Below are 25,528 nucleotides of genomic sequence, written 5' to 3' on the forward strand. Positions count from 1 at the left end.
GACGCCGGGCACCCGCTCACGCCTTGGTGCCGGTGGCCCCGTAGACGTTGATGTCGTCGTCGGTGACGTCGTTGATGTCGCGGTAGCGGATCTTCTCAATGTCGTCGAGCGCCTCGAAGTCCTCCGCGTCGATGGCGGGCGGCGCGGGCGCGGGCCCGGGCTGCCACAGGTGCGCGGGCACCACACCGGGCTCGTCCAGCGACAGACCCGGCACCTCGGTGAAGAACCGCTCCACCTCCGCCCTGGACCGGAACACGAAGGTGAACCCGCGCTCGGTGTACGTCCGCTGGACCGCGCGGGTCGGCTCGGGGTGCATCTCGTCCGTCAGGTGGCTCAGCACGAGCCGGCTCCCCGCCGGCAACGCCTCGACCAGCTCCCGCACGATCGGATAGGCCTGCTCGTCCTCGACGAAGTGCAGGATCGCGACCAGGCACAGCGCGATCGGCCGGTCGAAGTCGAGGGTCTTGGCGGCCTGTTCGAGGATCTGCGCGGGGCTCGTGAAGTCGGCGTCGATGTAGTCGGTACGCCCTTCGGGCCCGCTGGTGAGCAGTGCTCGCGCGTGGGCCAGCACCACCGGGTCGTTGTCCACGTACACGACCCGCGCGTCGGGCAGGATCCGCTGGGCGATCTGGTGGACGTTCTCGCCGGTGGGCAGCCCGGTGCCGATGTCGAGGTACTGCCGGATCCCGTCCCGCTCGGCCAGCCGCTGCACGGCCCGCCGCATGAAGTCGCGGTTGTGGCGTACGTCGAGATAGCCGCGGGGGTTGGCGGCCAGCGCGGCGGCGGCCGCCTCGCGGTCGGCGGGGTAGTTGTCCTTGCCGCCGAGGAAGACGTCGTAGACGCGGGCCGGATGTGCCTTGGTGGTGTCGATCCTCTTGGCCAGCTCGGCCGGGTCCTGGCTCAGCGCGTCACCGGACATGGGCGTCTCCCCTATGAGTCGGTCCTTCAACGGACAACCACCACGTTGGTCAAGAACCTAACTCGCGGGGGCAGTTGATGGTGCCCGGTGCCCGACTCGGGCCGTCCCGCATCCCACGACGACGCCTCGGGACACAACATCCCCGCAGCTCAGGCCCGTTCCCCCGATCGGCACGTCCCGAATTCGCCGCCGAGGCTGGCGTACGCCCCACCCGCCCCGCAACCTGATCCCATGCCCACCGGACCCCACACCCCCCGCACCCGTACCGCCACCGCCCTGCTGACCCTCCTCGCGCTGCTCACCCTCTCGGGGTGCAACGACGGCCAGGGCGTACGGGACGAGGGCCCGGCCAGGGCCAGGGCGGCCGCCGTAACCCCCACGGAAAACCAGAAGGCCGCCCGGCACTGACCGGGCGGCCTCGAAGTGGAGCTACGGCTCAGACGTGCACCGGGGCCAGCTTCGGGTTGGGGCCGTACTTGTTGTCGCCCGGCTCGCTGTCCAGCACCGAGAAGACGAACAGGGTGATGCCGCCGACCAGCGGCACGAGGCCGAACAGGATCCACCAGCCGCTGCGGCCCGTGTCGTGCAGGCGGCGCGCGGTGACGGCCAGGCCGGGGAGCAGGAAGCCGAGGTAGGGGATGGCAACGAGCCACGACTGCTTGCTGACGAGGCCGAGGACGAGGAACACGACGTAGATGATCCCGGCGAACAGCGCGAACAACCAGTATTCCTTGCGGCGCGCACGGCCGCTGAAGACCGCGTACTTCTTGAGTGCCTCGATGAACCAGCTCATGGTGGTGTCCCCCCAGAGATCGACGTTCGGAACCGTTCCGAATGGATCAGGCCAGGCGCAGAAGATATGGAGGATGTCGGGAACTCGTCAATTCAACGGATGTAAGCGCTCCATCAAATCGAAGGCCCGACACGGCCCGACAAATCCACCCCATCCGGGTGCGAATTACGGACAGATCACCAGAACCTCACCGGGCCAACCGGGGCCTGTTATCCGGACGTTGACGGTTCGAGCTCCAGCCGTGTCCGGACCGAGCTCGAACCGTTGCCGTGACACGCCGTCCGGCGGCTTCGTCAGCGCAGCTTCTGGGCCACCTCGGTCGCCCAGTAGGTGAGGATGTTCCGCGCCCCGGCCCGCTTGATTCCGGTCAACGCCTCCAGGATCGCCCGGTCCCGGTCGATCCAGCCCTTCTCGGCGGCGGCCTCGATCATCGAGTACTCACCGGAGATCTGATAGGCGGCGACCGGCACGTCCACGGCGTCCGCGACCCGCGCGAGGATGTCGAGATAGGGCCCGGCCGGCTTGACCATCACCATGTCGGCGCCCTCCTCCAGATCGAGAGCGAGCTCCCGCAACGACTCCCGCGCGTTGGCCGGATCCTGCTGGTAGGTCTTGCGGTCCCCCTTCAACGAGGACCCGACGGCCTCCCGGAACGGGCCGTAGAAGGCGGAGGCGTACTTGGCCGTATAGGCGAGGATGGCGACGTCCTCCCGCCCGATCTGGTCAAGGGCGTCCCGTACGACCCCGATCTGACCGTCCATCATCCCGCTGGGCCCGACCACATGGGCCCCGGCGTCGGCCTGCACCTGAGCCATCTCGGCGTACCGCTCGAGCGTCGCGTCGTTGTCGACCCGCCCCTCCGCGTCCAGCACCCCGCAGTGCCCGTGATCCGTGGTCTCGTCGAGACACAGGTCGGACATCACGAGCAGCTCGTCACCGACCTCGGCCCGCACGTCCCGGATGGCGACCTGGAGGATCCCGTCAGGATCGGTACCCGGCGTCCCGAGCCCGTCCTTCTTCCCCTCCTCAGGCACCCCGAACAACATGATCCCGGACACCCCGGCGGCCACCGCCTCCGCCGCGGCCTTCTTCAGACTGTCCCGCGTGTGCTGCACCACCCCGGGCATCGCCTCGATCGGCACCGGCTCACTGACCCCCTCGCGCACGAACGCGGGCAGGATGAAGTCGGCCGGGTGCAACCGGGTCTCGGCGACCATGCGCCGCATGACGGTGCTGCTCCGCAGCCGCCGCGGCCGCGCACCGGGAAAGGATCCGTACGTCGTCATACCCCTAAGCTACGCCCGCCCCGCGAGCACCTTTGCCGACGTCACGTCGGGCCTGGGGCGCCTATAGGGGGTGCCGGGTGCGGTGATCCGAGCGGCTGCGGGTCCGTCGTGGCTGATCGCGCAGTTCCCCGCGCCCCTAGGGGGTTGCAGTGGACGCGCGCCACGATGCACCGTTCGCCGCGTACGGCGCGAAGGGGACGGGGTGGGGGGTGTCCGCCCGCAGCGGCCGGCGTCCATTACCGAGCCCCTCATAAGGGACCGAGCCGCCGGACCGAGGACGGATACCCCCCACCCCGGCACCGACCCACAACGCAACCGCACGCGCTACGCACGCCCCCACCGGACCGCAACGGGCCGCCGCAGGCCTCTCAGGGGCGCGGGGAACTGCGCAAAACGCCCGCCCCCACCACGCCGCAGACAAACAACCGCCCCACATGCGCCACCCCACCCCCGGGTCCAAGCTGAAAACACACCGCAGGAGGACCCAAAATGTCAGCCACCCTCACCCACATCCACGGCCCAGTAGTCCACCCCGGCGACCCCACCTACAAAGACGAAGTCACCGGCTTCAACCTCGCCGCCCTCCACACCCCAGACCTCGTCATAGGCGCCACCGGCACAGAAGACATCGTCACCGCCCTCCGCTGGGCCTCGGCCACCAACACCCCCGTCACCGTCCAGGCCACCGGCCACGGCGCCAACTTCCCGATAGAGAACGGCCTGCTGATCAACACGGCCCGCATGACCGACGTGAAAACCGACAAGGAAACCCGCACAGCAACCATCGCCGCCGGCGCGAAATGGCGACACGTCCTGGAGACGTGCACCCCCCACGGCCTCGCCACCCTGAACGGCTCCTCCACCGACGCCGGCGTCGTCGGCTACACCCTCGGCGGCGGCCTCCCCGTCCTCGGCCGAACCTACGGCTACGCCGCCGACAAGGTCCGCTCCTTCGAGGTCGTCACCCCCGACGGCACCCTCCACCACACCGACCGCGACACGGAACCCGACCTCTTCTGGGCCCTGCGCGGCGGCAAGGGCAACGTAGGAGTGGTGACCTCCCTGGTCACCGAACTCCTCCCCCTCCAACGAGTCCTCGGCGGCGGCATCTACTGCGCGGGCGAGGACGCCGAACCCCTGCTGAGCACCTGGGCGAACTGGACCCAGGACCTCCCCCCGGAGATGAACAGCACCTTCAGCATGCTCCGCCTCCCCCCGTTCCCCGAGATCCCCGAACCCTTCCGGGGCGGCTTCTGGGCAAGGGTCTGCCTCGCCTGGACCGGCGACACGGAGGCGGGCGAAAAGCTCCTCACCCCGCTCCGCGAGGCCGCACCGGTGGTGATCGACACGGTGGAGGAGATGGACTACGCGGCGGTGGACCGCATCTACCTGGACCCCCAGGACCCGCTCCCGGCCCGCGAGTCCTGCACCCTGCTGCGCGAGCTCACCCCGCAGGCCGTCGACGCGTTCCTGGACCAGGCGGGCCCGGCGGCGGGCGCCGGCGACTACCCGCTCCTCATGGTCGAGATCCGGCACATGGGTGGCGCCCTGGCCCGCCCCGCGGACGTCGAGGACGCGGTCTGCGCGAGGGACGCCGAGTACCTCCTGGAGGCGGTGGGCGTCCTGGCCGCACCCCCCATGGCCGAGGCGGTCGAACAGGCCACGAGGGCCCTCAACACCGCCATGGCCCCGCACGGCACCGGCCGCACCATGGTCAACCTGCACGGCACCCCGGGCGACGACACGGATCGCGCCCGCGCCTGGACCCCGGAGGTCTACGACCGCCTGCGCCGCACGAAGTCGACGTACGACCCGAAGAACCTCCTGCGCTACGGCCACACGGTGACCCCGGCGGTCTGAACACACCTCACCGCCTCAGGTCCGCCTCCGCACCGCCACGGACGACGACAACGGCCCCGGGTCACCGAGTCGCCGTGAGACGGACAACTCTGGCCCCGGGGCCGCCGTAGAACACCTGACACCTCAGGTCGTGGACCGCCGCCTACGCGCCCCAGGCCGCCGTTCGCTCGGCCGCGTCACCGGATCCCCGGCCTCGACCGCCGCCGCCCGCCGCTTCAACCCGAAGTCGGCGAGGGCCTCCGTCAGCTTGTGCACGGACGGCTCGGGCGCCATGACATCGACCCGCAGCCCGTGCTCCTGGGCGGTCTTCGCGGTGGCCGGCCCGATGCACGCGATGATCGTCACGTTGTGCGGCTTCCCGGCGATACCGACCAGGTTGCGCACGGTGGACGACGACGTGAAGAGCACGGCGTCGAAGCCGCCGCCCTTGATCGCCTCCCGCGTCTCCGCCGGCGGCGGCGAGGCCCGCACGGTCCGGTAGGCGGTGACGTCGTCGACCTCCCACCCGAGCTCGATGAGCCCGGCGACCAGCGTCTCGGTGGCGATGTCGGCCCGGGGCAGGAACACCCGGTCGATCGGGTCGAAGACCGGGTCGTACGGCGGCCAGTCCTCGAGGAGACCCGCGGCCGACTGCTCACCGCTCGGCACGAGGTCGGGCTTCACACCGAAGGCGATGAGCGCCTTGGCGGTCTGCTCCCCCACCGCGGCGACCTTGATCCCCGCGAAGGCACGCGCGTCGAGCCCGTACTCCTCGAACTTCTCCCGGACGGCCTTCACGGCGTTCACCGAGGTGAAGGCGATCCACTCGTAGCGCCCGGTGACGAGCCCCTTGACCGCCCGCTCCATCTGCTGGGGCGTCCGCGGCGGCTCGACGGCGATCGTCGGCACCTCGTGCGGCACGGCCCCGTAGGACCGCAGCTGGTCGGAGAGCGACGCCGCCTGCTCCTTCGTCCGCGGCACGAGAACCTTCCAGCCGAACAGCGGCTTGCTCTCGAACCACGACAACTGGTCGCGCTGGGCGGCGGCGGACCGCTCACCGACCACGGCTATCACCGGCCGCCCGCCCTCGGGCGAGGGCAGCACCTTGGCCTGCTTGAGCGTCTGGGCGATGGTGCCCAGGGTCGCCGTCCAGGTCCGCTGCCGGGTCGTCGTACCGGCGACGGTGACCGTCATCGGGGTGTCGGGCTTGCGCCCGGCCGCGACCAGCTCACCGGCGGCGGCACCGACGGAGTCCAGGGTCGTCGACACGACCACGGTCCCGTCGGACGCCCCCACCTCCGTCCAGCACCGGTCGGAGGCCGTGCGCGCGTCGACGAACCGCACGTCCGCGCCCTGCGCGTCCCGCAGCGGCACACCGGCGTACGCGGGCACCCCGACGGCCGCGGCCACACCGGGCACGACCTCGAAAGGCACCCCCGCGCGGGCGCAGGCCAGCATCTCCTCGGCGGCGTACGCGTCGAGTCCGGGGTCCCCGGACACCGCACGCACGACCCGCCTGCCGCCCCGCGCGGCCTCCATGACAAGATGTGCGGCATCCCGTACAGCGGGGGCAGGAGCGGTTGTTGACGTGCCGTCAACGACTGTCAGTTGGGGCGCGCCCGTGCCCGGAACCGGAGCCGAGGACGACTCCGTGTCCGTGTCCACGACGGCGACGCCCGACCGAGCGTGGACGCGCACGACGTCGAGCACCTCGTGCCCGGCGACGAGAACGTCCGCGTTCGTGAGCGCCTCGACGGCGCGCAGAGTCAGCAGTCCCGGATCTCCGGGTCCGGCACCGAGGAAGGTGACGTGCCCGTGTTCAGGACCGGCGGGAAGGGTGGTGGGGCTCACTGTGCTCGCTCCCCCATCAGACCGGCCGCGCCCTGGGCAAGCATGCCGGCCGCGAGTTCACGGCCGAGCGCCATTGCCTGGTCGTGCGACTCGGGCACGGGACCGGTGGTGGACAACTGCACCATGCGCGAGCCGTCGGTGGTGCCGACGACGCCCCGCAGGCGCATTTCCTTGACAATCTGCCCGTCGGCCAGCAGGTCGGCCAGCGCGCCCACAGGGGCGGAGCAGCCGGCCTCCAGGGCGGCGAGCAGTGACCGTTCGGCGGTCACGGCGACCCGAGTGAACGGGTCGTCGAGCTCGCCGAGCGCTGCGATCAGGTCCGCGTTGTCCGCGGTGCACTCGATCGCGAGTGCTCCCTGGCCGGGAGCGGGCAAAACCGTGTCGACCGAGAGGAAATCGGTCACTTCGTCGATACGGCCGATGCGCTGCAACCCTGCCGCAGCCAGCACCACCGCATCCAGCTCACCATCGCGCACGAACCGCACCCGGGTGTCGATGTTCCCCCGGATCGCAACCGTCTCGATATCAAGCCCGTGCACGCGGGCGTACGCGTTCAGCTGGGCCATGCGCCGGGGCGAACCGGTACCGATCCGCGCGCCCCGGGGCAGGTCGGTGAACTTCAGGGCGTCCCGGGCGACGATGACGTCCCGCGGGTCCTCGCGCAGCGGTACGGCGGCCAGCGCCAGCTCGTCCGGCTGCCCGGTCGGCAGGTCCTTCAGCGAGTGCACCGCGAGGTCGACCTCGCCCTTGAGCAGGGCTTCGCGCAGCGCGGTCACGAACACACCCGTGCCGCCGATCTGCGCGAGCGCCTCCCTGGACACATCGCCGTACGTGGTGATCTCGACGAGCTCGACGGGCCGCCCGGTCACCTGGCTCACGGCCTTCGCCACCTGCCCGGACTGGGCCATGGCGAGCTTGCTCCGCCTGGTCCCGAGCCGTAGCGCCTTGGTACTCATGCCGACCCTCGGCCTTCCTCATCGGTGGTGCTGTCCTCGGCGCGGGAGACGGCGGCCACCGTCTCGGGGTCGAGGTCGAACAGGGTCCGCAGCGCGTCCGCGTACCCGGCACCGCCGGGTTCGGCCGCGAGCTGCTTGACCCGTACGGTCGGCGCGTGCAGCAGCTTGTCGACGACGCGCCGCACGGTCTGGGTGATCTCGCTGCGCTGCTTGTCGTCGAGCCCCGGCAGCCGCCCGTCGAGCCGCGCGATCTCACCGGCGACGACATCGGCGGCCATGGTCCGCAGCGCCACGACGGTGGGCGTGATGTGCGCGGCCCTCAGCGCGGCCCCGAACGCGGCGACCTCGTCGGCGACGATACGACGCACCTGGTCGACGTCGGCCGCCATGGGAGCGTCCGCCGAGGCCTCGGCCAGCGACTCGATGTCCACGAGCCGCACCCCGGCCAGCCGGTGCACGGCGGCGTCGATGTCCCGGGGCATGGCGAGGTCGAGCAGGAAGAGCGAGGGCGCGGGCCGCGGGATCTCGGCCACCGGCTCCGGCTTGCGCCGCTCGGGCACCCGCCCGATGACAGCGGCGGTGGCGGCGAGCGCGGCGATGGCGTCGGCTTCCTGAAGCGGATCAACGACGGCAACGGATCCCTGCGGCCGGGGAGCGTTGTCCACCCAGGCGGCATGCTGCTCCAGCTCAGAGGCAGCCATCCCGGCAACAGCGGCTTCCCCGAGCACGGAGAACCCGGCGGTGGAGGGCACGGGGGCGAGGTCGAGCGGACAATTTTCTTCCGTCACCTGGTCTGCGGGCAGCCGTGCCGCTTGGGCGGCTCCCGACCCGAAGCGGGGCGGCACCCCGCCAACGCCGGGCTGCGTGTCCAACCCCCGCCCAGCCGCAACAGCCTCAGCAGTCAGAACCAGCCCCGTGGCCCCCGTACAGGACACCACGACATCGGCACGTGTCAGCTCGTCCGACACCGAATCCATCGGTACCGCACGGGCAACCACGTCCCCGGCGTCATTGAGGATCTCCGCAAGCCGCTCAGCCCGCTCAGCGGTCCGGTTGGCGACCACGATCTCGGCGATCCCCACCCGCGCCAGCGTCGCCGCCGCCAGCGAGGACATCGACCCGGCCCCGATGACCAGCGCCTTCTTCCCCACCGCCCAGTCCGGCACAGCCGTACCGGAAGCCAGCTGCTCCAGCCCGAAGGTCACCAGCGACTGCCCGGCCCGGTCGATCCCGGTCTCGGAGTGCGCCCGCTTGCCCACCCGCAGCGCCTGCTGGAAGAGATCGTTCAGCAACCGCCCGGCGGTGTGCAGCTCCTGCGCCCGGGCGAGGGAGTCCTTTATCTGCCCGAGGATCTGCCCCTCTCCTACGACCATGGAGTCGAGCCCACAGGCCACGGAGAAGAGGTGATGGACGGCCCGGTCCTCGTAGTGCACGTACAGATAGGGAGTGAGCTCGTCGAGCCCCACCCCGCTGTGCTGGGCGAGCAGCGTCGACAGCTCGGCCACGCCCGCGTGGAACTTGTCCACGTCGGCGTACAGCTCGATCCGGTTGCAGGTGGCGAGCACCGCCGCCTCCGCGGCCGGCTCCGCCGCGACCGTGTCCTGGAGCAGCTTCACCTGCGCATCGACATGCAGCGCCGCCCGCTCCAGCACGCTGACCGGTGCGCTGCGGTGGCTCAGTCCGACGACGAGGAGACTCATGCCGGCATCACGGCGGGTACGTCCCCGTCGGGCCCTTTGTCGGCGGAGGAGGCGGAAGCGGCAGCGGACGCACCGCGGCCGGCCCCGGTGACCGGACCGGCGCCGTCGGAGCCGGCGGCCTCCTCGCCGGCCTTGCGCTGCTCGTGGAAGGCGAGGATCTGCAGCTCGATGGAGAGGTCGACCTTGCGCACGTCGACGCCGTCCGGCACGGACAGCACGGTCGGCGCGAAGTTGAGGATGGAGGTGACCCCGGCGGCCACGAGCCGGTCGCAGACGGGCTGGGCGGCACCGGCGGGGGTCGCGATGACACCGATGGACACGCCGTTGTCCTCGATGATCTTTTCCAGGTCGTCCGAGTGCTGCACCGGGATGCCCGCGACGGGCTTTCCGGCCATCGCCGGATCGGCGTCGATCAGCGCGGCCACCCGGAATCCACGGGACGCGAAGCCGCCGTAGTTGGCCAGAGCCGCGCCGAGGTTACCGATACCGACGATCACAACCGGCCAGTCCTGGGTCAGGCCGAGTTCGCGGGAGATCTGGTAGACGAGATACTCGACGTCGTAGCCGACACCGCGCGTTCCGTAAGAACCCAGGTAAGAGAAGTCCTTGCGCAGCTTCGCGGAGTTGACCCCCGCCGCCGCGGCCAGTTCCTCGGAGGAGACCGTGGGTACCGAGCGCTCCGACAGCGCGGTCAGGGCTCGTAGGTACAGCGGAAGCCGGGCGACGGTGGCCTCGGGAATCCCTCGGCTACGGGTCGCCGGTCGGTGAGTTCGGCCAGTTGCCACGGTGCTCCTGCGGGTAGAGCGGGGCTGTGGGCGGTCATGCGTCCCCGGACCGCCCCGTCGAATGCAGGCTATGTCTTTGTGAACGCGTGCACAAAGATGGTGTCCGATTTGCCCGGCCAACGTGACCGGGGTCACGCGCGTCTCTCTCGGAGGCAAAACCGCACACTTCCCTCATCAATCCCGCCCCCGAAGACCAAGTCACCATCGATCCTAGGCGACCAACGGGACCAGTTGGACTAGTCGGTCAGGGCCTTGCGCAGACGGTCCCCGTCCACCCGCCAGAAGGTGTGCTGCTCCCCGTCGACGAGCACGACGGGGATCTGTTCCCAGTACTGGTCGTGGAGTTGAGGATCCTGGCTGATGTCCTTGTGCTCCCAGGGAACCCCGAGATCTCCACACACCTTCTCGATCACCGACTGTGCGTCATCACACAGATGACAGCCGGGCTTGCGGATCAGGGTGACGAGCCGGTCCTCGGGCGCCCGGGCCGGCCTGCGGCGGAAAATAGGACTCATGCCGGCCATTCTCCCGCCTGATTAACGGCGGAGTCTCGGAGAGTTCACACCCTCCAAACCTCACGACTCCGGAACCCCCGAACAGACTGGCTATGCTCACGCCATGGCCGCTCTCGGATGGCTCACTCCCCGTAGGCGCTCCGCCACGGCGCGGAGCGTGTTGGCAGGCGAGGCCTCGGCGGAGGCCGCGCGCAAGTCGGTGCCCGAAGAGGAACCCGCGTTCCCGGTCCTCGGCGACGACAAGGCAGCCGCCTTCTTCGACCTGGACAACACCGTGATGCAAGGTGCGTCCCTCTTCCACTTCGGCCGCGGCCTGTACAAACGGAAGTTCTTCGAGACCCGCGACCTCGCCCGCTTCGCCTGGCAGCAGGCCTGGTTCCGGCTGGCCGGCTCCGAGGACCCCGAGCACATGCAGGAGGCCCGCGACTCCGCCCTGTCCATCGTCAAGGGCCACCGCGTCGCCGAACTCCAGTCGATCGGCGAGGAGATCTACGACGAGTACATGGCCGAGCGCATCTGGCCGGGCACCCGCGCCCTCGCCCAGGCCCACCTGGACGCCGGCCAGAAGGTGTGGCTCGTCACAGCGGCCCCGGTGGAGATCGCCCAGGTGATCGCGCGCCGGCTCGGCCTCACCGGCGCCCTGGGCACGGTCGCGGAGTCGGTGGACGGCGTCTACACGGGCAAGCTGGTCGGCGAACCGCTGCACGGCCCCGCGAAGGCGGAGGCGGTCCGCGCTCTGTCCGCGGCGGAGGGCCTGGACCTGTCCCGCTGCGCCGCCTACAGCGACAGCCACAACGACATCCCGATGCTCTCCCTGGTCGGCCACCCCTACGCGATCAACCCGGACAGCAAGTTGCGCAAGCACGCCCGTCAACTCGACTGGCGCCTGCGCGACTACCGCACCGGCAGGAAGGCCGCGAAGGTCGGCATCCCGGCGGCGGCCGGAGTGGGCGCGGTGGCCGGCGGCACGGCGGCGGCGATCGCGCTGCACAAGCGTCGCCGGTAACCAGGCAAACACACCAATCCCCGGGTTTTACCCGCGTAACGCCGTGTCCAGCGACATTGGCTGCACACGGCCACAACACGCCCCGTTCCATGACAGAACGCGACCGTTTCCGATCAACAACCGGTCACTCTGCGGTACTTGATGGGGCACCAATCGGTTACAGAAGCGACGTAATCGATGAATAGAGCAACTGGGTGTAGCAGGGCCTGCACTAAGCGTTATTCTCCTCAGACGCAATCCGGTACCCCTTCCGTCGCTACGACGGGTGAACGGTCCCGCACTGCACGTGATGGAAGCTCTGCCTCTGGGAGTCCCGTGTACCCACACGTCGGGGTTGACGCCTCGGGCCTGGCTACGCTGCGCGCAACGGTCCAGGACCTGTTGCGCGGCTTCGTCCCCACCGCGTACGCCGTCCCCGCCCTCGCCGTAGCCACGGCACCGATCGGCCCGTGCTACGCACTGGCCGAAGGTTCCGCGGCCGTCGGCAGACGAGGGCGTTCGACCGGCGCCGCCACCGCCCGCCGTCCGGCCGCGGACAGCGACAGCGCCCGCATGATGGACCTGGTCGAACGCGCCCAGGCCGGCGAGGCCGACGCCTTCGGCCGCCTGTACGACCAGTACAGCGACACGGTGTACCGGTACATCTACTACCGGGTGGGAGGTAAGGCCACCGCCGAGGACCTGACGAGCGAGACGTTCCTGCGCGCGCTGCGCAGGATCGGCACCTTCACCTGGCAGGGCCGCGACTTCGGCGCCTGGCTCGTCACCATCGCGCGCAACCTCGTCGCCGACCACTTCAAGTCGAGCCGCTTCCGCCTGGAGGTCACCACCGGCGAGATGCTCGACGCCAACGAGGTGGAGCGCTCGCCCGAGGACTCCGTCCTGGAGTCCCTCTCCAACGCCGCGCTGCTCGACGCCGTCCGCCGGCTGAACCCGCAGCAGCAGGAGTGCGTGACCCTCCGCTTCCTCCAGGGCCTCTCGGTCGCCGAGACCGCCCGGGTCATGGGAAAGAACGAGGGCGCCATCAAGACCCTGCAGTACCGGGCCGTCCGCACCCTGGCCCGGCTCCTCCCGGACGACGCCCGCTGAGAGCGCTCGCCCGAGCACACCCCCGGTAATCGCCAACTCGCTCTCGGTGAAAGTCCGTTGACTCCCCGATCCGATCATCCGCAGTCCGTAACCCAAGTGCCGCGCCGCTCGTTGTGCGGGATGCAGGCTCCCTGTGGTCACTCCCTGGCCGACTTCGATCACCCGATCGAGTGCTTGTGGTCAGGGTGTGCAACCCTCAGGACCCCCTGGGGAGTCGACCGTCATGACGAGAGGAGGTGCCGCCAGTGATCGCGAACGTATCGGCGCACCGGCGGGCGAACGCCTTCGCCCAGGCCCTGGAGGAGCAGTCCGACCGGGACCCGGCGGCCGAGCAGTCCGAAGGACACCCGCCGGCCGGCGCGGAACACACCGGGCAGGACCGCCTGCTGACCCTCGCGGAGTGTCTCGGCGAGCTGCCCAGGCCCGAGCTGGACCCCGAGGTCAAGGTCGTGCAGCGGGCCCAGCTGGTGGCCGCGATGGAGGCCATGCTGCTGGAGGGCACCGGGCCCGAGCCCGCGGTCCCCGAGCAGCGCTCCCACCGGGCCAAGGGCGCGCACCGGGCGAGTGGGCTGGGCAAACTGCGACCGCGTTCCCGGCTCACCAAGGGCCTGGCCGCGGGCGGCCTGAGCGTCGGAGTGGCCGCCGGCGCCTTCGGCGGAGTCGCCGCGGCCAGCTCGGACGCGCTGCCCGGGGACTCGCTGTACGGCCTCAAACGCGGCATCGAGGACTTCAAGCTCAACTACCTGTCCGACGGGGACGACGAGCGCGGTGTCGCCTACCTCGACCAGGCCTCCACCCGGCTGAGCGAAGCCCGTCGGCTGATGGAGCGCGGCCGGGGCGGCCACCTCGACCACGAGTCCGTGGGCGAGATCCGCCGCGCCCTGTCCGGGATGCAGCACGACGCCTCCGAGGGCCACCGGCTGCTGCACGAGGCGTACGAGCGCGACCCGAACTCCCTGGGCCCCATCCAGGCCCTCGCCGGCTTCTCGCGCTCGCACCGCGAGGCCTGGGGCGCGCTCCGCGAGCGGCTCCCCGTGCAGCTCGGCGATGTCAGCGACCAGGTCTCCTCGGTCTTCGACGCCATAGACCAAGAAGTCGCCCCGCTCGAGTCCCTGCTCCCCGAGGCCCCGGCCCAGGGTGGCGGCAAGGGCGGCGGTCAGCGCCAGGGCTCCGGCTCGGGACCCTCGGACACCTCGACGGGCTCCGACCGCTCCACACCCCCGGGCACCGGCGGCTCCGCCGAGCACAACGGCGGCGGCAACCCCAGCAAGGCGGCCCCCTCCGGCAGCCACGACGAGGGCCTCCTGGGCGGCAACACGGGCGGCCTCCTGGACCCCCCGAAGTCCACCGACACCACCACCCCGACCTCCCCGTCCCCCTCAGCCGACCCGGACGTCACCCTCCCGCCGCTCCTCCCGGGCCTCCTCCCGGGCCTGGGCATCAACGGCGAGGACGCGAACTAGCTCTTCCAGTACGACGATGGGGGCGCCCTTTCCACAAAGGGCGCCCCCATCGTCGTACGGCACACAACCTCAGAAGAACACCGACCGGCGCTGCACCAGCAGCTTGTAGAGCGTGTGCTGGATCTGTTCCCTCACCTGGTCCGTCAGGTTGAACATCAGCATCGGGTCCTCGGCCGCCTCCGGGGGATAGCCGTCCGTGGGGATCGGCTCGCCGAACTGGATCGTCCACTTGGTCGGGAGCGGGATCGCGCCCAGGGGGCCCAGCCACGGGAAGGTCGGGGTCAGCGGGAAGTACGGGAAGCCCAGGACGCGAGCCAGGGTCTTCGCGTTGCCGATCATCGGGTAGATCTCCTCCGCGCCCACGATCGAGCACGGGATGATCGGGGTGCGCTGGCGCAGGGCCGTGGAGACGAAACCGCCCCGGCCGAAGCGCTGGAGCTTGTAGCGCTCGCTGAAGGGCTTGCCGATGCCCTTGAAGCCCTCCGGCATCACCCCGACCACCTCGCCCTGCCCGAGCAGGCGTTCCGCGTCCTCCGCGCAGGCCAGGGTGTGACCGAGCTTGCGGGCGAGTTCGTTGACCACCGGCAGCATGAACACCAGGTCCGCCGCGAGCAGCCGTAGATGCCGACCGGCCGGGTGGTGGTCGTGGACGGCGACCTGCATCATCAGCCCGTCCAGCGGCAGCGTGCCCGAGTGGTTGGCGACGATCAGCGCCCCGCCCTCCGACGGGATGTTCTCGACACCCTTCACCTCGACCCGGAAGTACTTCTCGTACACCGGCCGCAGCAGGGACATCAGGACCTGGTCGGTGAGTTCCTCGTCGTACCCGAAGTCGTCGACCTCGTAGTCCCCGGTGAGGCGCCGGCGCAGGAAGTTCAGACCCCCCGCGATCCGCCGTTCCAGACCGCCCTCGTCGTGCGCCTGCTGCGGCGGCTCTTCCTCACGCGTCACAGGAACATCATCCTGCGCGGAAGCCCTGCTGGGCAGGGGCTGGACCTCACGGACCAGCGCGGGCTCGGGCCCCTTGCGCCGGCTCCCCGCGCTCCGGCGCCGCTGCGGCCGCTGTACGGCGCCCGCGCGGGACCGGTCGTCGTCGAACGGAATGACCTTGGCGTCCGCCATCGTTGATGCGCTCCTCAGTTGGCGCTCTGCGTCGGTGGGTGGCTGCCACCCGCGAGGGGCAGCGCGGCGATCCGGTCGACGGCTCCCGCGACGGCCTCCGGCGGCAGCAGTCCGGGGCCCTGGCTGCGCGCGAAGTCCGCGAAGGTCTCCGCCGTCGTGTACTTCGGCCGGAATCCGAGCGTCTCGCGCATCTGGACCGTCGACACGACCCGGCCGTGGGTCAGCAGCCGGATCTGCTCGGGCGAGAAGTCCGTCACCCCCAGCGTACGCACCAGCGACCCGGCCCAGGTGACGGCCGGCAGCAGCAGCGGCACCGTGGGCCGCCCGAGCCGCCGGGAACACTGCGACAGCAACAGCACGCCGTCGCCCGCGATGTTGAAGGTGCCGCTGTTGAGCGTGCCCCGCTCCGGCTCGTGCGAGGCGATCCTGAGGACCTCGATCACGTCGTCCTCGTGCACGAACTGCAACCGGGGGTCGTACCCGAGCACGGTCGGCAGCACCGGCAGCGCGAAGTACGAGGCGAGCGGGGTGTCCGCCGTCGGCCCCAGGATGTTGGCGAACCTGAGCACGCACACGGCCACGTCCGGGCGCCGCCGCGCGAACCCCCGCACATACCCCTCGACCTCGACCGCGTCCTTGGCGAAGCCCCCGGACGGCAGCGACTTGGGCGGGGTGGTCTCCGTGAACACGGCCGGATCCCGGGGCGCCGAGCCGTACACGTTCGTACTGGACTTCACCACGAGCCGCTGCACGTTCGGCGACTTCTGACAGGCCCCGAGCAGCTGCATGGTGCCGATGACGTTGGTCTCCTTGACCGTGGTCCGGCTCCCGCTGCCCAGCGCCATCGCCGTCACATCCAGGTGTACGACGGTGTCGGCGGCCGTCTCGGCCAGCACCCGGGCGATACCGGGCTGCCTGATGTCGGCCTGGATGAAGTCGGCACCGCCCAGATGGTGTTCGGGCGCGACCGCGTCCACGGCGATCACCCGGTCGACCTGCGGGTCACGCTGGATGCGTCGTACGAAGCGGCCGCCCAGCTGTCGGGCCACCCCGGTCACGAGCACGACCTTTCCCAAGATCAGCGCCTTCCTTCCAGCCGTGGTCCGGCCCTGGTGCCGCCCTGATACGGCACCGGTCCTGTGCCGCGTTCCCCGTGTGCGGCCAACTTAGCGGGTCGATGTTGCGCTGTGATGACCGCCCGCTGCGCGAGGTGACGACATCCAGCCCACCGCCACACTCCCGACACGCATGTGGCCCCCCACCGGCATTGGGTGGGGGGCCACAGACACGCTGCTTGCGCGGCGTCGCCTTACTTCTTGTTGCGACGCTGAACGCGCGTGCGCTTGAGCAGCTTGCGGTGCTTCTTCTTAGCCATCCGCTTGCGCCGCTTCTTGATAACAGAGCCCACGACTACCCTCGCTCACTTCTCATCACTCGGTGCTGGGCATCATGGGCCCACACGACCTACGAGGGGCTAGCCTACCCGCCCGAGCGCTGAGGTCGTAATCGAGGTGAACCGGGGAGATCGGGCAGGGGGTCCGCGAGTGCCCTGAGGCCCCCATGGACCTCCCCGGAACCGCGCCGTCAGGCCGTCTCCACCCCCACATAACTCTCGCGGAGGTACTCGTGAACCGCGTTCTCGGGGACGCGGAAGGACCGCCCCACCCTGATCGCGGGCAGATGACCGCTGTGCACCAAGCGGTACACGGTCATCTTCGACACTCGCATCACCGAGGCGACCTCCGCCACGGTAAGGAACTGAACCTCGCTCAGAGGCCTCTGCTCAGCAGCCATGACACACCTGAACCTTCCGCACTCGACGGCCACCGGCTTCCCCTTCCGGTGACTCTTCGTCGCTGCGTGCTCACTCCCCAATGTAGGGGCGGGTGATGCAAGTGGGGAAGAGGTGCACCCATCGGCGGCCTACTGTGACAGACACGCTCGATTGAGTACGTAGCGGGTCAGCGGCCGGTAGTAATTGGACCGCACGGCGTCATCAAGTGGAACGACGACGGACACAGCCCCCTCGGCCTCCCCCACGAAGAGCGCGGGGTCGTCCGTATCCGCCAGCCCAATGGCCTCAAACCCCAGCTGACCTGCTCCGCAGACCCATCCGTGATCCCCGATCACGAGCTCGGGAAGCGGCCCGCCGCTCTCCGCCGCGGCCGCGAGGGCGGTACGAACCGGGAGCGGCGAATGCGTGTGTGCGCCCGGCTCACCACCGGAGCTCTTCGCGTCCGGCGCCCGCACGAGCGCGACTCCTCGTACGTAGTCAAGGTTGTACGTACGTAGACCGAACCGGGTCGTTATGTCGACACGGCGACCATGCGCAGGGCTGAGGACGGTACATCCCGCCGCCGAGAGGGCGTCCGCGAGAGCGGCGTAGAACCCGAGCAGTCGGTGCGGATGGCCGGTCCCGATCAGCACAGGGCCGCTGCGCTGGGCAACTGCCGCGAGCCGCTCCGCGAAGGCGTCCAGCGCGGCGAGGGTTCGTTCAGGATCGATCACATCCAGGCCAGTTGTACACCTCGGATCACCGGAAACCCCGCACCTGTCCGCCATGAGCCCGATCAAATCCCGCTCACTCCACGCCCACTCAGGATCAATCCCGATCAACACCCGAGGATCCCGAGCCGCGAACAACCGATAACTCCGCAGACTCTCCTCCCGAGAGGTGGCCACGGCCCCGGCGAGCCGAGCGGCCAGCAGGTGAGCGCGGAGGGCGGAGGTGCTCAACACGGGAGTGATGGTGGCGGACGGGGACGGGGAGTGGGGCGGGAACGGAGAATCACCGCACAGTTGGAGTAACGGGACCGCACCCACCTGCTTTCAGGGGCGCGGGGAACTGCGCGACCAGCCCCCACCGACCCGCACCCGCCCCACAACCGAACCCGGCACCCCGCAGTGCGCTACGCCAACAACCCCCGCAACGGAAACACCGCCCGCCTGGTCGCCAGCACCGCCTGATCCAACCGATCCGCAGGGTCGTACCCCGCATCCCACTCCGCGTACGACACCGGCCACCGCCCATCAGTCATCCGCGCCGGCGCCAACTGCCGAGTCCGAGCGAACACCTCCTGCCGCCACCCCTCGGGAATCATCGCCTCGGGCTCAATCGCCCGCCCCGCCGCGATGGCCACCAGATGCGTCCACGACCGAGGCACGACATCCACCACGGCGTACCCCCCGCCCCCCAGCGCGATCCACCGCCCCCCGGCATACGAGTGCGCCAGCTCATGACAGGCGACCTGCACCGCCCGCTGCGCGTCCAACGACACCGCGAGATGAGCCAGCGGATCCTCGAAATGCGTATCGGCGCCATGCTGAGTCACCAGCACATCCGGCCGGAAATCAGCGATCAGCTCCGGCACCACCGCATGAAACGCCCGCAACCACCCGGCATCCCCCGTCCCCGCCGGCAACGCCACATTCACCGCGCTGCCCTCGGCCGAGTCCGCCCCGGTCTCCTCCGGCCACCCGGTCTGCGGGAACAACGTCCGGGGATGCTCGTGCAAGGAGATCGTCAGAACCCGGGGATCCTCCCAGAACGCCGCCTGCACCCCGTCCCCGTGATGCACGTCCACATCCACATAGGCGACCCGCTGGGCCCCCAGCTCCAGCAGCCGCGCGATCGCCAGCGAGGCATCGTTGTAGATGCAGAACCCCGACGCCCCGCCCGGCATCGCATGGTGCAGCCCGCCCGCGAAGTTCACCGCGTGCAGCGCGTCCCCCCGCCACACCGCCTCCGCGGCCCCCACCGACTGCCCCGCGATCAGCGCGGACACCTCGTGCATCCGCTCGAACGCCGGGTCGTCCATCGTCCCCAGCCCGTACGACTGATCCGCCGCGTCCGGATCCACGGAGGCCGCCTTCACGGCCTCGACGTAGTCCTCCCGGTGCACGAGCCGCAACGTCGACTCGCCCGCCGCCTTCGCGGCCACGACCTCCACGTCCCGGTCCAGCCCGAAGGCGTCCACCAGGCGCCGGGTCAGATCGAGCCGGACCGGATCCATCGGATGGTCCGGACCGAAGTCATAGCCCGTTACTGCCTCGTCCCACATCAGCTGTGCGCGGCCGCTCATGCCCGCCACCGTATCGGTCCGGTTGAGCCCCGAACGACTTGGCGTACACCAGCGTCACCAGCACCAACACCATCGGCACCAGCATGGCCCCGCGATAGCTCCACGCGTCCCCCAGGGCCCCCACCAACGGCGAACCGACGAGAAACCCGACGTAGTTGAAGACATTGAGCCGGGCCACCGCCGCGTCCGACGCGCCCGGGAACAGCCGTCCGGCCGCCGCGAAGGTCTGCGGCACCAGCACACACAGCCCCATTCCCAGCAGCGTGAACCCGAGCATCCCGACCCACGGCCCGGGCGCCACGGCCACCACCGCGAACCCCCCGGCCGCCACCACCGCCCCCAGGCGTACGACCGCCACCGCCCCGAACCGCCGTACCCCGAAGTCCCCGACGGCCCGCCCGATCAGCGTGGTCACCATGTACACGTTGTACGGCACGGTGGCGAGCTGCTCCGAACTCCCCAGCACGTCCTGGAGGTACTTCGCGCTCCAGTTGGAGACCGTGGAGTCGCCGATGTACGCGAAGGTCATCACCAGGCACAGCGGCAGCAGCAGCTTGAAGACGATCTGCTCCCCACCTCCCGCGTTCTCCTCCACGGGGGTCCCGTCGCCGTCGACGTACCAGCGACTGCCCACCAGGCACAGCGGCAACAGCACCGCCACGACCGGCAGATAGGACACGAACAGCGCGAGATGCCAGTGCGCCCCCACCCACGCCAGTGAGGCCCCCACGATCCCGCCCAGGCTGAACACAGCGTGGAAGCTGAGCATGATGCTGCGCCCGTACGCCCGCTGGAGACTCACCCCGAGCATGTTCATGGACGCGTCGAGCATGCCCACGGCGAGCCCGAAGGCGGCCAGCGAGACACCGAGCTCGACCGTCGAGTCCCCCGCCCCCACCCCGAGCAGCGCCAGGAGCACGACCGGCTGGGCGAACCGCAGCAGCCGGCTGGGCGGTATCCGCTTCACCAGCTGCTCGGTCGACACGCTCCCGACCCCGGCGAGGATCGGCACGGCCGCCAGGAAGGCGGGCAGCAGCGCGTCGGAGACCCCGTACCGGTCCTGGATGGCGGGGATCCGCGTCACCAGCAGGGCGAAGGCGACACCTTGCGCGAAGAAGCTGAACGCCAAAGAGGCCCTACCGCGCCGCAGCACATCTGTCATGGCGGCGAGCGTAGGGCCCCAACGTACTCGTGGGTAGATCCAGCCAAAGGTGAATTTCCCTCAGCTTTACCGGGCGAGGGCGACCTCCGGCATCGAGGGGGCGCAGGACCTGGTCTCCGCGATCAGCATCCGGGCCATCGGCCCGGCGCCCAGCGCCCCGCTGACCAGGAAGGCCACCACCATCGACACCACCATGACCACGGACCCGAGCCACACCATCGTGTCCACCGGCAGCGTGTACGCCCCCACGACCCGCCCCACACACTCCGCCAGCAGTACGACACCCCACACCACGGAGAACCGCCGCTCGGCCCGCCGGAAGTCCACCGACTTCTCCACCAGCCGTGCCCAGGCGGCCTCCCGCTCGGCGATCCCCTTCACCAGCCAGGGCTTCATGCCTGCGGTCATCAGCGGCTTCCCCATCGCCACGGAGACCAGGACACCGATCCCGACGACACTGCTGACCCCGCTGTCCTTGGCGAGCATCAGCCGCGGATCCCCGGCGACAAAGCTGAGCAGCAGCCCCACGACGTTGACGACGAGAATGAGTGCCGCGAGACCGTTGACCGTCCGCTCCCGCACCACGCTCCAGACGGTCCGCACCGCGGGCACGACACTGCTGAGGCCCAGCGCCATCAGCGTGCTCATACCGAGCCCGCCCTTGAGCAGGTAGTACGCCCCGATCGGCACAGCCACGTCCACGATGAGGGGAGCCAGGTTCGCGCGCTTCGAGTTCGTCTTCGTCGTCATGCCCTCAGCTTCTCGTCCGGGAAGGGGGCGCCAGTAGAAACGATCGTCCGGAGCTCGGCATGACAAATGTCAGACGAGCAGGTCGAGCAACTCCCCCATGTCGGAGAACAGTTCAGTGGCCCCGGCGAGCTTCGCGGCGGGCGTCATCGCGGTGAACCCGTACACGTCCATCCGGGCCGCATTGGCCGCCTGGACGCCCAGCGGACTGTCCTCGACCACCACACACCGCCCGGACTCGACCCCCATCCGCTCGGCGGCGTAAAGAAACAGATCCGGCGCCGGCTTCCCCCGCCCCACATCCTCCGAGCTGAAGATCCGCGCGTCCTCGAACCACCGGTCAAGGCCGGCCGCCCGATGCCCCACCCGGATCCGCGCATGACTCCCGGAAGAGGCGACACAGTACGGCACCCCGTCCGCGGCCAGCTTCTCCAGTACACCGGTGACGCCGGCCACGGCCTTCAACTCCCGCTCGAACGCGGCGAAGACCCGCGCATGGAAGACGTCGTCGAAGTCCTCCGGCAGCCGCTGCCCACTCCGCTCCAGGACGAGCTCATGGATCCGGTGCATGGCGGAGCCCATGTAGTCCCGGATGGAGTCCTCGTAGGAGGTCGGATGCCCGAGCTCCGTCAGATAGGCGGCGAGATGCCGATTGGAGATCGGCTCGCTGTCGACGAGGACACCGTCGTTGTCGAAGATGACGAGGTCATAGCGCATGTCTTCGACCCTAAACGACCTCGAACGCAGAAAACCCCCGTTCCAAAAGGAACGGGGGTTTTCGCAAAGATTGTTCGGCGGTGTCCTACTCTCCCACAGGGTCCCCCCTGCAGTACCATCGGCGCTGTAAGGCTTAGCTTCCGGGTTCGGAATGTAACCGGGCGTTTCCCTCACGCTATGACCACCGAAACACTATGAAACTCAGACCGGAAAACACACAGTCGTTGCCTCAGAACTAACACAGTGGACGCGAGCAAATATGGACAAGCCCTCGGCCTATTAGTACCGGTCACCTCCAGCGGTTACCCGCCTTCCAGATCCGGCCTATCAACCCAGTCGTCTACTGGGAGCCTTAACCCCTCAAAGGGGGTGGGAATACTCATCTCGAAGCAGGCTTCCCGCTTAGATGCTTTCAGCGGTTATCCCTCCCGAACGTAGCCAACCAGCCATGCCCTTGGCAGAACAACTGGCACACCAGAGGTTCGTCCGTCCCGGTCCTCTCGTACTAGGGACAGCCCTTCTCAATATTCCTACGCGCGCAGCGGATAGGGACCGAACTGTCTCACGACGTTCTAAACCCAGCTCGCGTACCGCTTTAATGGGCGAACAGCCCAACCCTTGGGACCGACTCCAGCCCCAGGATGCGACGAGCCGACATCGAGGTGCCAAACCATCCCGTCGATATGGACTCTTGGGGAAGATCAGCCTGTTATCCCCGGGGTACCTTTTATCCGTTGAGCGACGGCGCTTCCACAAGCCACCGCCGGATCACTAGTCCCGACTTTCGTCCCTGCTCGACCCGTCGGTCTCACAGTCAAGCTCCCTTGTGCACTTACACTCAACACCTGATTACCAACCAGGCTGAGGGAACCTTTGGGCGCCTCCGTTACCCTTTAGGAGGCAACCGCCCCAGTTAAACTACCCATCAGACACTGTCCCTGATCCGGATCACGGACCCAGGTTAGACATCCAGCACGACCAGACTGGTATTTCAACGACGACTCACCGCGAACTGGCGTCCGCGTTTCAAAGTCTCCCAGCTATCCTACACAAGCCGAACCGAACACCAATATCAAACTGTAGTAAAGGTCCCGGGGTCTTTCCGTCCTGCTGCGCGAAACGAGCATCTTTACTCGTAGTGCAATTTCACCGGACCTATGGTTGAGACAGTCGAGAAGTCGTTACGCCATTCGTGCAGGTCGGAACTTACCCGACAAGGAATTTCGCTACCTTAGGATGGTTATAGTTACCACCGCCGTTTACTGGCGCTTAAGTTCTCAGCTTCGCCACACCGAAATGTGACTAACCGGTCCCCTTAACGTTCCAGCACCGGGCAGGCGTCAGTCCGTATACATCGCCTTACGGCTTCGCACGGACCTGTGTTTTTAGTAAACAGTCGCTTCTCGCTGGTCTCTGCGGCCACCCCCAGCTCACCAAGTAAATTGGATCACCAGGTGTGGCCCCCCTTCTCCCGAAGTTACGGGGGCATTTTGCCGAGTTCCTTAACCATAGTTCACCCGAACGCCTCGGTATTCTCTACCTGACCACCTGAGTCGGTTTAGGGTACGGGCCGCCATGAAACTCGCTAGAGGCTTTTCTCGACAGCATAGGATCATCCACTTCACCACAATCGGCTCGGCATCAGGTCTCAGCCTCATGTGCGACGGATTTGCCTATCGCACGGCCTACACCCTTACCCCGGGACAACCACCGCCCGGGATGGACTACCTTCCTGCGTCACCCCATCACTCACCTACTGCAAGTCTGGTTCGTCGGCTCCACCACTCCCCTTTGCCCGAAGGCTCCGGGGCGGCTTCACGGACTTAGCATCGCCTGGTTCGATGTTTGACGCTTCACAGCGGGTACCGGAATATCAACCGGTTATCCATCGACTACGCCTGTCGGCCTCGCCTTAGGTCCCGACTTACCCTGGGCAGATCAGCTTGACCCAGGAACCCTTAGTCAATCGGCGCACACGTTTCCCACGTGTGTATCGCTACTCATGCCTGCATTCTCACTCGTGAACCGTCCACCACTGCCTTCCGGCGCAGCTTCACCCGGCACACGACGCTCCCCTACCCATCACAGCCTCCGTTGGGAGTATTGCTGCAATGACACGACTTCGGCGGTACGCTTGAGCCCCGCTACATTGTCGGCGCGGAATCACTAGACCAGTGAGCTATTACGCACTCTTTCAAGGGTGGCTGCTTCTAAGCCAACCTCCTGGTTGTCTCTGCGACTCCACATCCTTTCCCACTTAGCGTACGCTTAGGGGCCTTAGTCGATGCTCTGGGCTGTTTCCCTCTCGACCATGGAGCTTATCCCCCACAGTCTCACTGCCGTGCTCTCACTTACCGGCATTCGGAGTTTGGCTAAGGTCAGTAACCCGGTAGGGCCCATCGCCTATCCAGTGCTCTACCTCCGGCAAGAAACACACGACGCTGCACCTAAATGCATTTCGGGGAGAACCAGCTATCACGGAGTTTGATTGGCCTTTCACCCCTAACCACAGGTCATCCCCCAGGTTTTCAACCCTGGTGGGTTCGGTCCTCCACGAAGTCTTACCTCCGCTTCAACCTGCCCATGGCTAGATCACTCCGCTTCGGGTCTTGAGCGTGCTACTGAAACGCCCTATTCGGACTCGCTTTCGCTACGGCTACCCCACCCGGGTTAACCTCGCAACACACCGCAAACTCGCAGGCTCATTCTTCAAAAGGCACGCAGTCACGAGACACCAAGCAAGCTTGATGTCCGACGCTCCCACGGCTTGTAGGCACACGGTTTCAGGTACTATTTCACTCCGCTCCCGCGGTACTTTTCACCATTCCCTCACGGTACTATCCGCTATCGGTCACCAGGGAATATTTAGGCTTAGCGGGTGGTCCCGCCAGATTCACACGGGATTTCTCGGGCCCCGTGCTACTTGGGTGTCTCTCAAACGAGCCGCTGATGTTTCGACTACGGGGGTCTTACCCTCTACGCCGGACCTTTCGCATGTCCTTCGCCTACATCAACGGTTTCTGACTCGCCCTGTCGCCGGCAGACGACAGAAGAGAGATCCCACAACCCCGCATGCGCAACCCCTGCCGGGTCTCACACGCATACGGTTTGGCCTCATCCGGTTTCGCTCGCCACTACTCCCGGAATCACGGTTGTTTTCTCTTCCTGCGGGTACTGAGATGTTTCACTTCCCCGCGTTCCCTCCACACTGCCTATGTGTTCAGCAGCGGGTGACAGCCCATGACGACTGCCGGGTTTCCCCATTCGGAAACCCCCGGATCAAAGCCTGGTTGACGACTCCCCGGGGACTATCGTGGCCTCCCACGTCCTTCATCGGTTCCTGGTGCCAAGGCATCCACCGTGCGCCCTTAAAAACTTGGCCACAGATGCTCGCGTCCACTGTGCAGTTCTCAAACAACGACCAGCCACCCATCACCCCCAACCGAAGCTGGAGTTCACTGGGGCCGGCATCCGAAGACAGACCAAACGGCCGTGC

Annotated in this window: 22 protein-coding genes and 2 rRNA genes; 5 read left to right on the forward strand and 19 right to left on the reverse strand. The window is 68.3% G+C overall.

Annotated elements, in window-relative coordinates; all coding sequences use genetic code 11:
* Positions 1–16: 16 nt before the first annotated feature.
* Positions 17–919: an SAM-dependent methyltransferase gene (locus OHN19_RS18115; RefSeq protein WP_330265181.1), complete on the reverse strand. Its 903-nt coding sequence runs from the start codon at positions 917–919 to the stop codon at positions 17–19.
* Positions 920–1,150: 231 nt separating this feature from the next.
* Between OHN19_RS18115 and OHN19_RS18120 the strand changes: the two genes are divergently transcribed.
* A complete protein-coding gene (locus tag OHN19_RS18120; RefSeq protein ID WP_330265182.1) occupies positions 1,151–1,327 on the forward strand; it encodes a hypothetical protein in 177 nt (58 codons plus the stop codon).
* Positions 1,328–1,355: 28 nt separating this feature from the next.
* Here the strand turns inward: OHN19_RS18120 and OHN19_RS18125 are convergent, their stop codons facing one another.
* Both OHN19_RS18125 and hemB read right to left on the reverse strand, forming a co-directional pair.
* On the reverse strand, positions 1,356–1,712 hold the full coding sequence (locus OHN19_RS18125; protein WP_330265183.1) for a DUF805 domain-containing protein: 357 nt from the start codon (positions 1,710–1,712) through the stop codon (positions 1,356–1,358).
* Positions 1,713–2,005: 293 nt separating this feature from the next.
* Entirely contained in the window at positions 2,006–2,998 is a 993-nt protein-coding gene (gene hemB, locus OHN19_RS18130; RefSeq protein ID WP_330265184.1) for a porphobilinogen synthase, read from the reverse strand.
* A gap of 489 nt (positions 2,999–3,487) precedes the next feature.
* On the opposite strand from hemB, the gene OHN19_RS18135 reads away from it, so the two are divergent.
* Positions 3,488–4,858, forward strand: coding sequence for an FAD-binding oxidoreductase (locus OHN19_RS18135; RefSeq protein WP_330265185.1), 1,371 nt, complete (start codon positions 3,488–3,490; stop codon positions 4,856–4,858).
* Between the two features lie 123 nt (positions 4,859–4,981).
* Here OHN19_RS18135 and OHN19_RS18140 read toward each other — a convergent pair whose 3' ends face one another.
* The 5 genes from OHN19_RS18140 to OHN19_RS18160 form a co-directional block, all read right to left on the reverse strand.
* Positions 4,982–6,688 carry a bifunctional uroporphyrinogen-III C-methyltransferase/uroporphyrinogen-III synthase gene (locus OHN19_RS18140; RefSeq protein WP_330265186.1) on the reverse strand — a complete coding sequence of 569 codons (1,707 nt, stop codon included), beginning with the start codon at positions 6,686–6,688 and terminating at the stop codon, positions 4,982–4,984.
* The gene (hemC, locus tag OHN19_RS18145) at positions 6,685–7,644 is read right to left on the reverse strand and encodes a hydroxymethylbilane synthase (protein ID WP_330265187.1); all 960 of its coding nucleotides are present in this window, start codon (positions 7,642–7,644) and stop codon (positions 6,685–6,687) included. Before hemC ends, OHN19_RS18140 begins: the two co-directional genes overlap by 4 nt.
* Positions 7,641–9,344, reverse strand: a complete 1,704-nt coding sequence (locus tag OHN19_RS18150) for a glutamyl-tRNA reductase (protein ID WP_330265188.1) — start codon at positions 9,342–9,344, stop codon at positions 7,641–7,643. Before OHN19_RS18150 ends, hemC begins: the two co-directional genes overlap by 4 nt.
* Positions 9,341–10,129 carry a redox-sensing transcriptional repressor Rex gene (locus tag OHN19_RS18155; RefSeq protein ID WP_330265189.1) on the reverse strand — a complete coding sequence of 263 codons (789 nt, stop codon included), beginning with the start codon at positions 10,127–10,129 and terminating at the stop codon, positions 9,341–9,343. The genes OHN19_RS18150 and OHN19_RS18155 overlap by 4 nt, the downstream gene beginning before the upstream one ends.
* A 236-nt stretch (positions 10,130–10,365) precedes the next feature.
* Positions 10,366–10,653, reverse strand: a complete 288-nt coding sequence (locus OHN19_RS18160; RefSeq protein ID WP_330265190.1) for a glutaredoxin family protein — start codon at positions 10,651–10,653, stop codon at positions 10,366–10,368.
* 94 nt (positions 10,654–10,747) lie between these two features.
* On the opposite strand from OHN19_RS18160, the gene OHN19_RS18165 reads away from it, so the two are divergent.
* The 3 genes from OHN19_RS18165 (at position 10,748) to OHN19_RS18175 (ending at position 14,202) form a co-directional block, all read left to right on the forward strand.
* Positions 10,748–11,650, forward strand: coding sequence for an HAD-IB family hydrolase (locus OHN19_RS18165; protein WP_330265191.1), 903 nt, complete (start codon positions 10,748–10,750; stop codon positions 11,648–11,650).
* A 315-nt stretch (positions 11,651–11,965) separates the two neighbouring features.
* Positions 11,966–12,739 (forward strand): ECF subfamily RNA polymerase sigma factor, BldN family, encoded by a 774-nt coding sequence (locus tag OHN19_RS18170; protein WP_028809350.1) that lies wholly within the window; start codon positions 11,966–11,968, stop codon positions 12,737–12,739.
* Between the two features lie 245 nt (positions 12,740–12,984).
* Positions 12,985–14,202: a DUF5667 domain-containing protein gene (locus OHN19_RS18175; RefSeq protein ID WP_330265192.1), complete on the forward strand. Its 1,218-nt coding sequence runs from the start codon at positions 12,985–12,987 to the stop codon at positions 14,200–14,202.
* A 69-nt stretch (positions 14,203–14,271) separates the two neighbouring features.
* Here the strand turns inward: OHN19_RS18175 and OHN19_RS18180 are convergent, their stop codons facing one another.
* The 11 genes from OHN19_RS18180 to OHN19_RS18230 all read right to left on the reverse strand — a co-directional run bounded on the left by OHN19_RS18180 (position 14,272) and on the right by OHN19_RS18230 (position 25,414).
* Complete coding sequence (locus OHN19_RS18180) at positions 14,272–15,324, reverse strand: lysophospholipid acyltransferase family protein (RefSeq protein WP_330265193.1); 1,053 nt, start codon at positions 15,322–15,324, stop codon at positions 14,272–14,274.
* A gap of 14 nt (positions 15,325–15,338) precedes the next feature.
* On the reverse strand, positions 15,339–16,400 hold the full coding sequence (locus OHN19_RS18185; RefSeq protein WP_330265194.1) for an NAD-dependent epimerase/dehydratase family protein: 1,062 nt from the start codon (positions 16,398–16,400) through the stop codon (positions 15,339–15,341).
* A gap of 233 nt (positions 16,401–16,633) precedes the next feature.
* Entirely contained in the window at positions 16,634–16,732 is a 99-nt protein-coding gene (locus OHN19_RS18190) for a 30S ribosomal protein bS22 (protein WP_003948845.1), read from the reverse strand.
* Positions 16,733–16,908: 176 nt separating this feature from the next.
* Positions 16,909–17,118, reverse strand: a complete 210-nt coding sequence (locus OHN19_RS18195) for a helix-turn-helix domain-containing protein (protein ID WP_016437488.1) — start codon at positions 17,116–17,118, stop codon at positions 16,909–16,911.
* 129 nt (positions 17,119–17,247) lie between these two features.
* On the reverse strand, positions 17,248–18,063 hold the full coding sequence (locus OHN19_RS18200; protein WP_330265195.1) for a phosphatase: 816 nt from the start codon (positions 18,061–18,063) through the stop codon (positions 17,248–17,250).
* A 170-nt stretch (positions 18,064–18,233) separates the two neighbouring features.
* Positions 18,234–19,406, reverse strand: coding sequence for an acetoin utilization protein AcuC (locus OHN19_RS18205; protein WP_330265196.1), 1,173 nt, complete (start codon positions 19,404–19,406; stop codon positions 18,234–18,236).
* Entirely contained in the window at positions 19,357–20,568 is a 1,212-nt protein-coding gene (locus OHN19_RS18210; protein ID WP_330265197.1) for an MFS transporter, read from the reverse strand. Before OHN19_RS18210 ends, OHN19_RS18205 begins: the two co-directional genes overlap by 50 nt.
* A 66-nt stretch (positions 20,569–20,634) precedes the next feature.
* The gene (locus OHN19_RS18215) at positions 20,635–21,318 is read right to left on the reverse strand and encodes a VC0807 family protein (protein WP_330265198.1); all 684 of its coding nucleotides are present in this window, start codon (positions 21,316–21,318) and stop codon (positions 20,635–20,637) included.
* A gap of 69 nt (positions 21,319–21,387) precedes the next feature.
* Complete coding sequence (locus OHN19_RS18220; RefSeq protein WP_330265199.1) at positions 21,388–22,032, reverse strand: HAD family hydrolase; 645 nt, start codon at positions 22,030–22,032, stop codon at positions 21,388–21,390.
* Between the two features lie 72 nt (positions 22,033–22,104).
* Positions 22,105–22,221, reverse strand: a 5S ribosomal RNA gene (gene rrf, locus OHN19_RS18225).
* 70 nt (positions 22,222–22,291) lie between these two features.
* Positions 22,292–25,414, reverse strand: a 23S ribosomal RNA gene (locus OHN19_RS18230).
* Positions 25,415–25,528 lie beyond the last annotated feature (114 nt).

Source organism: Streptomyces griseorubiginosus (genome assembly GCF_036345115.1).
Lineage (GTDB): Bacteria > Actinomycetota > Actinomycetes > Streptomycetales > Streptomycetaceae > Streptomyces > Streptomyces griseorubiginosus_C.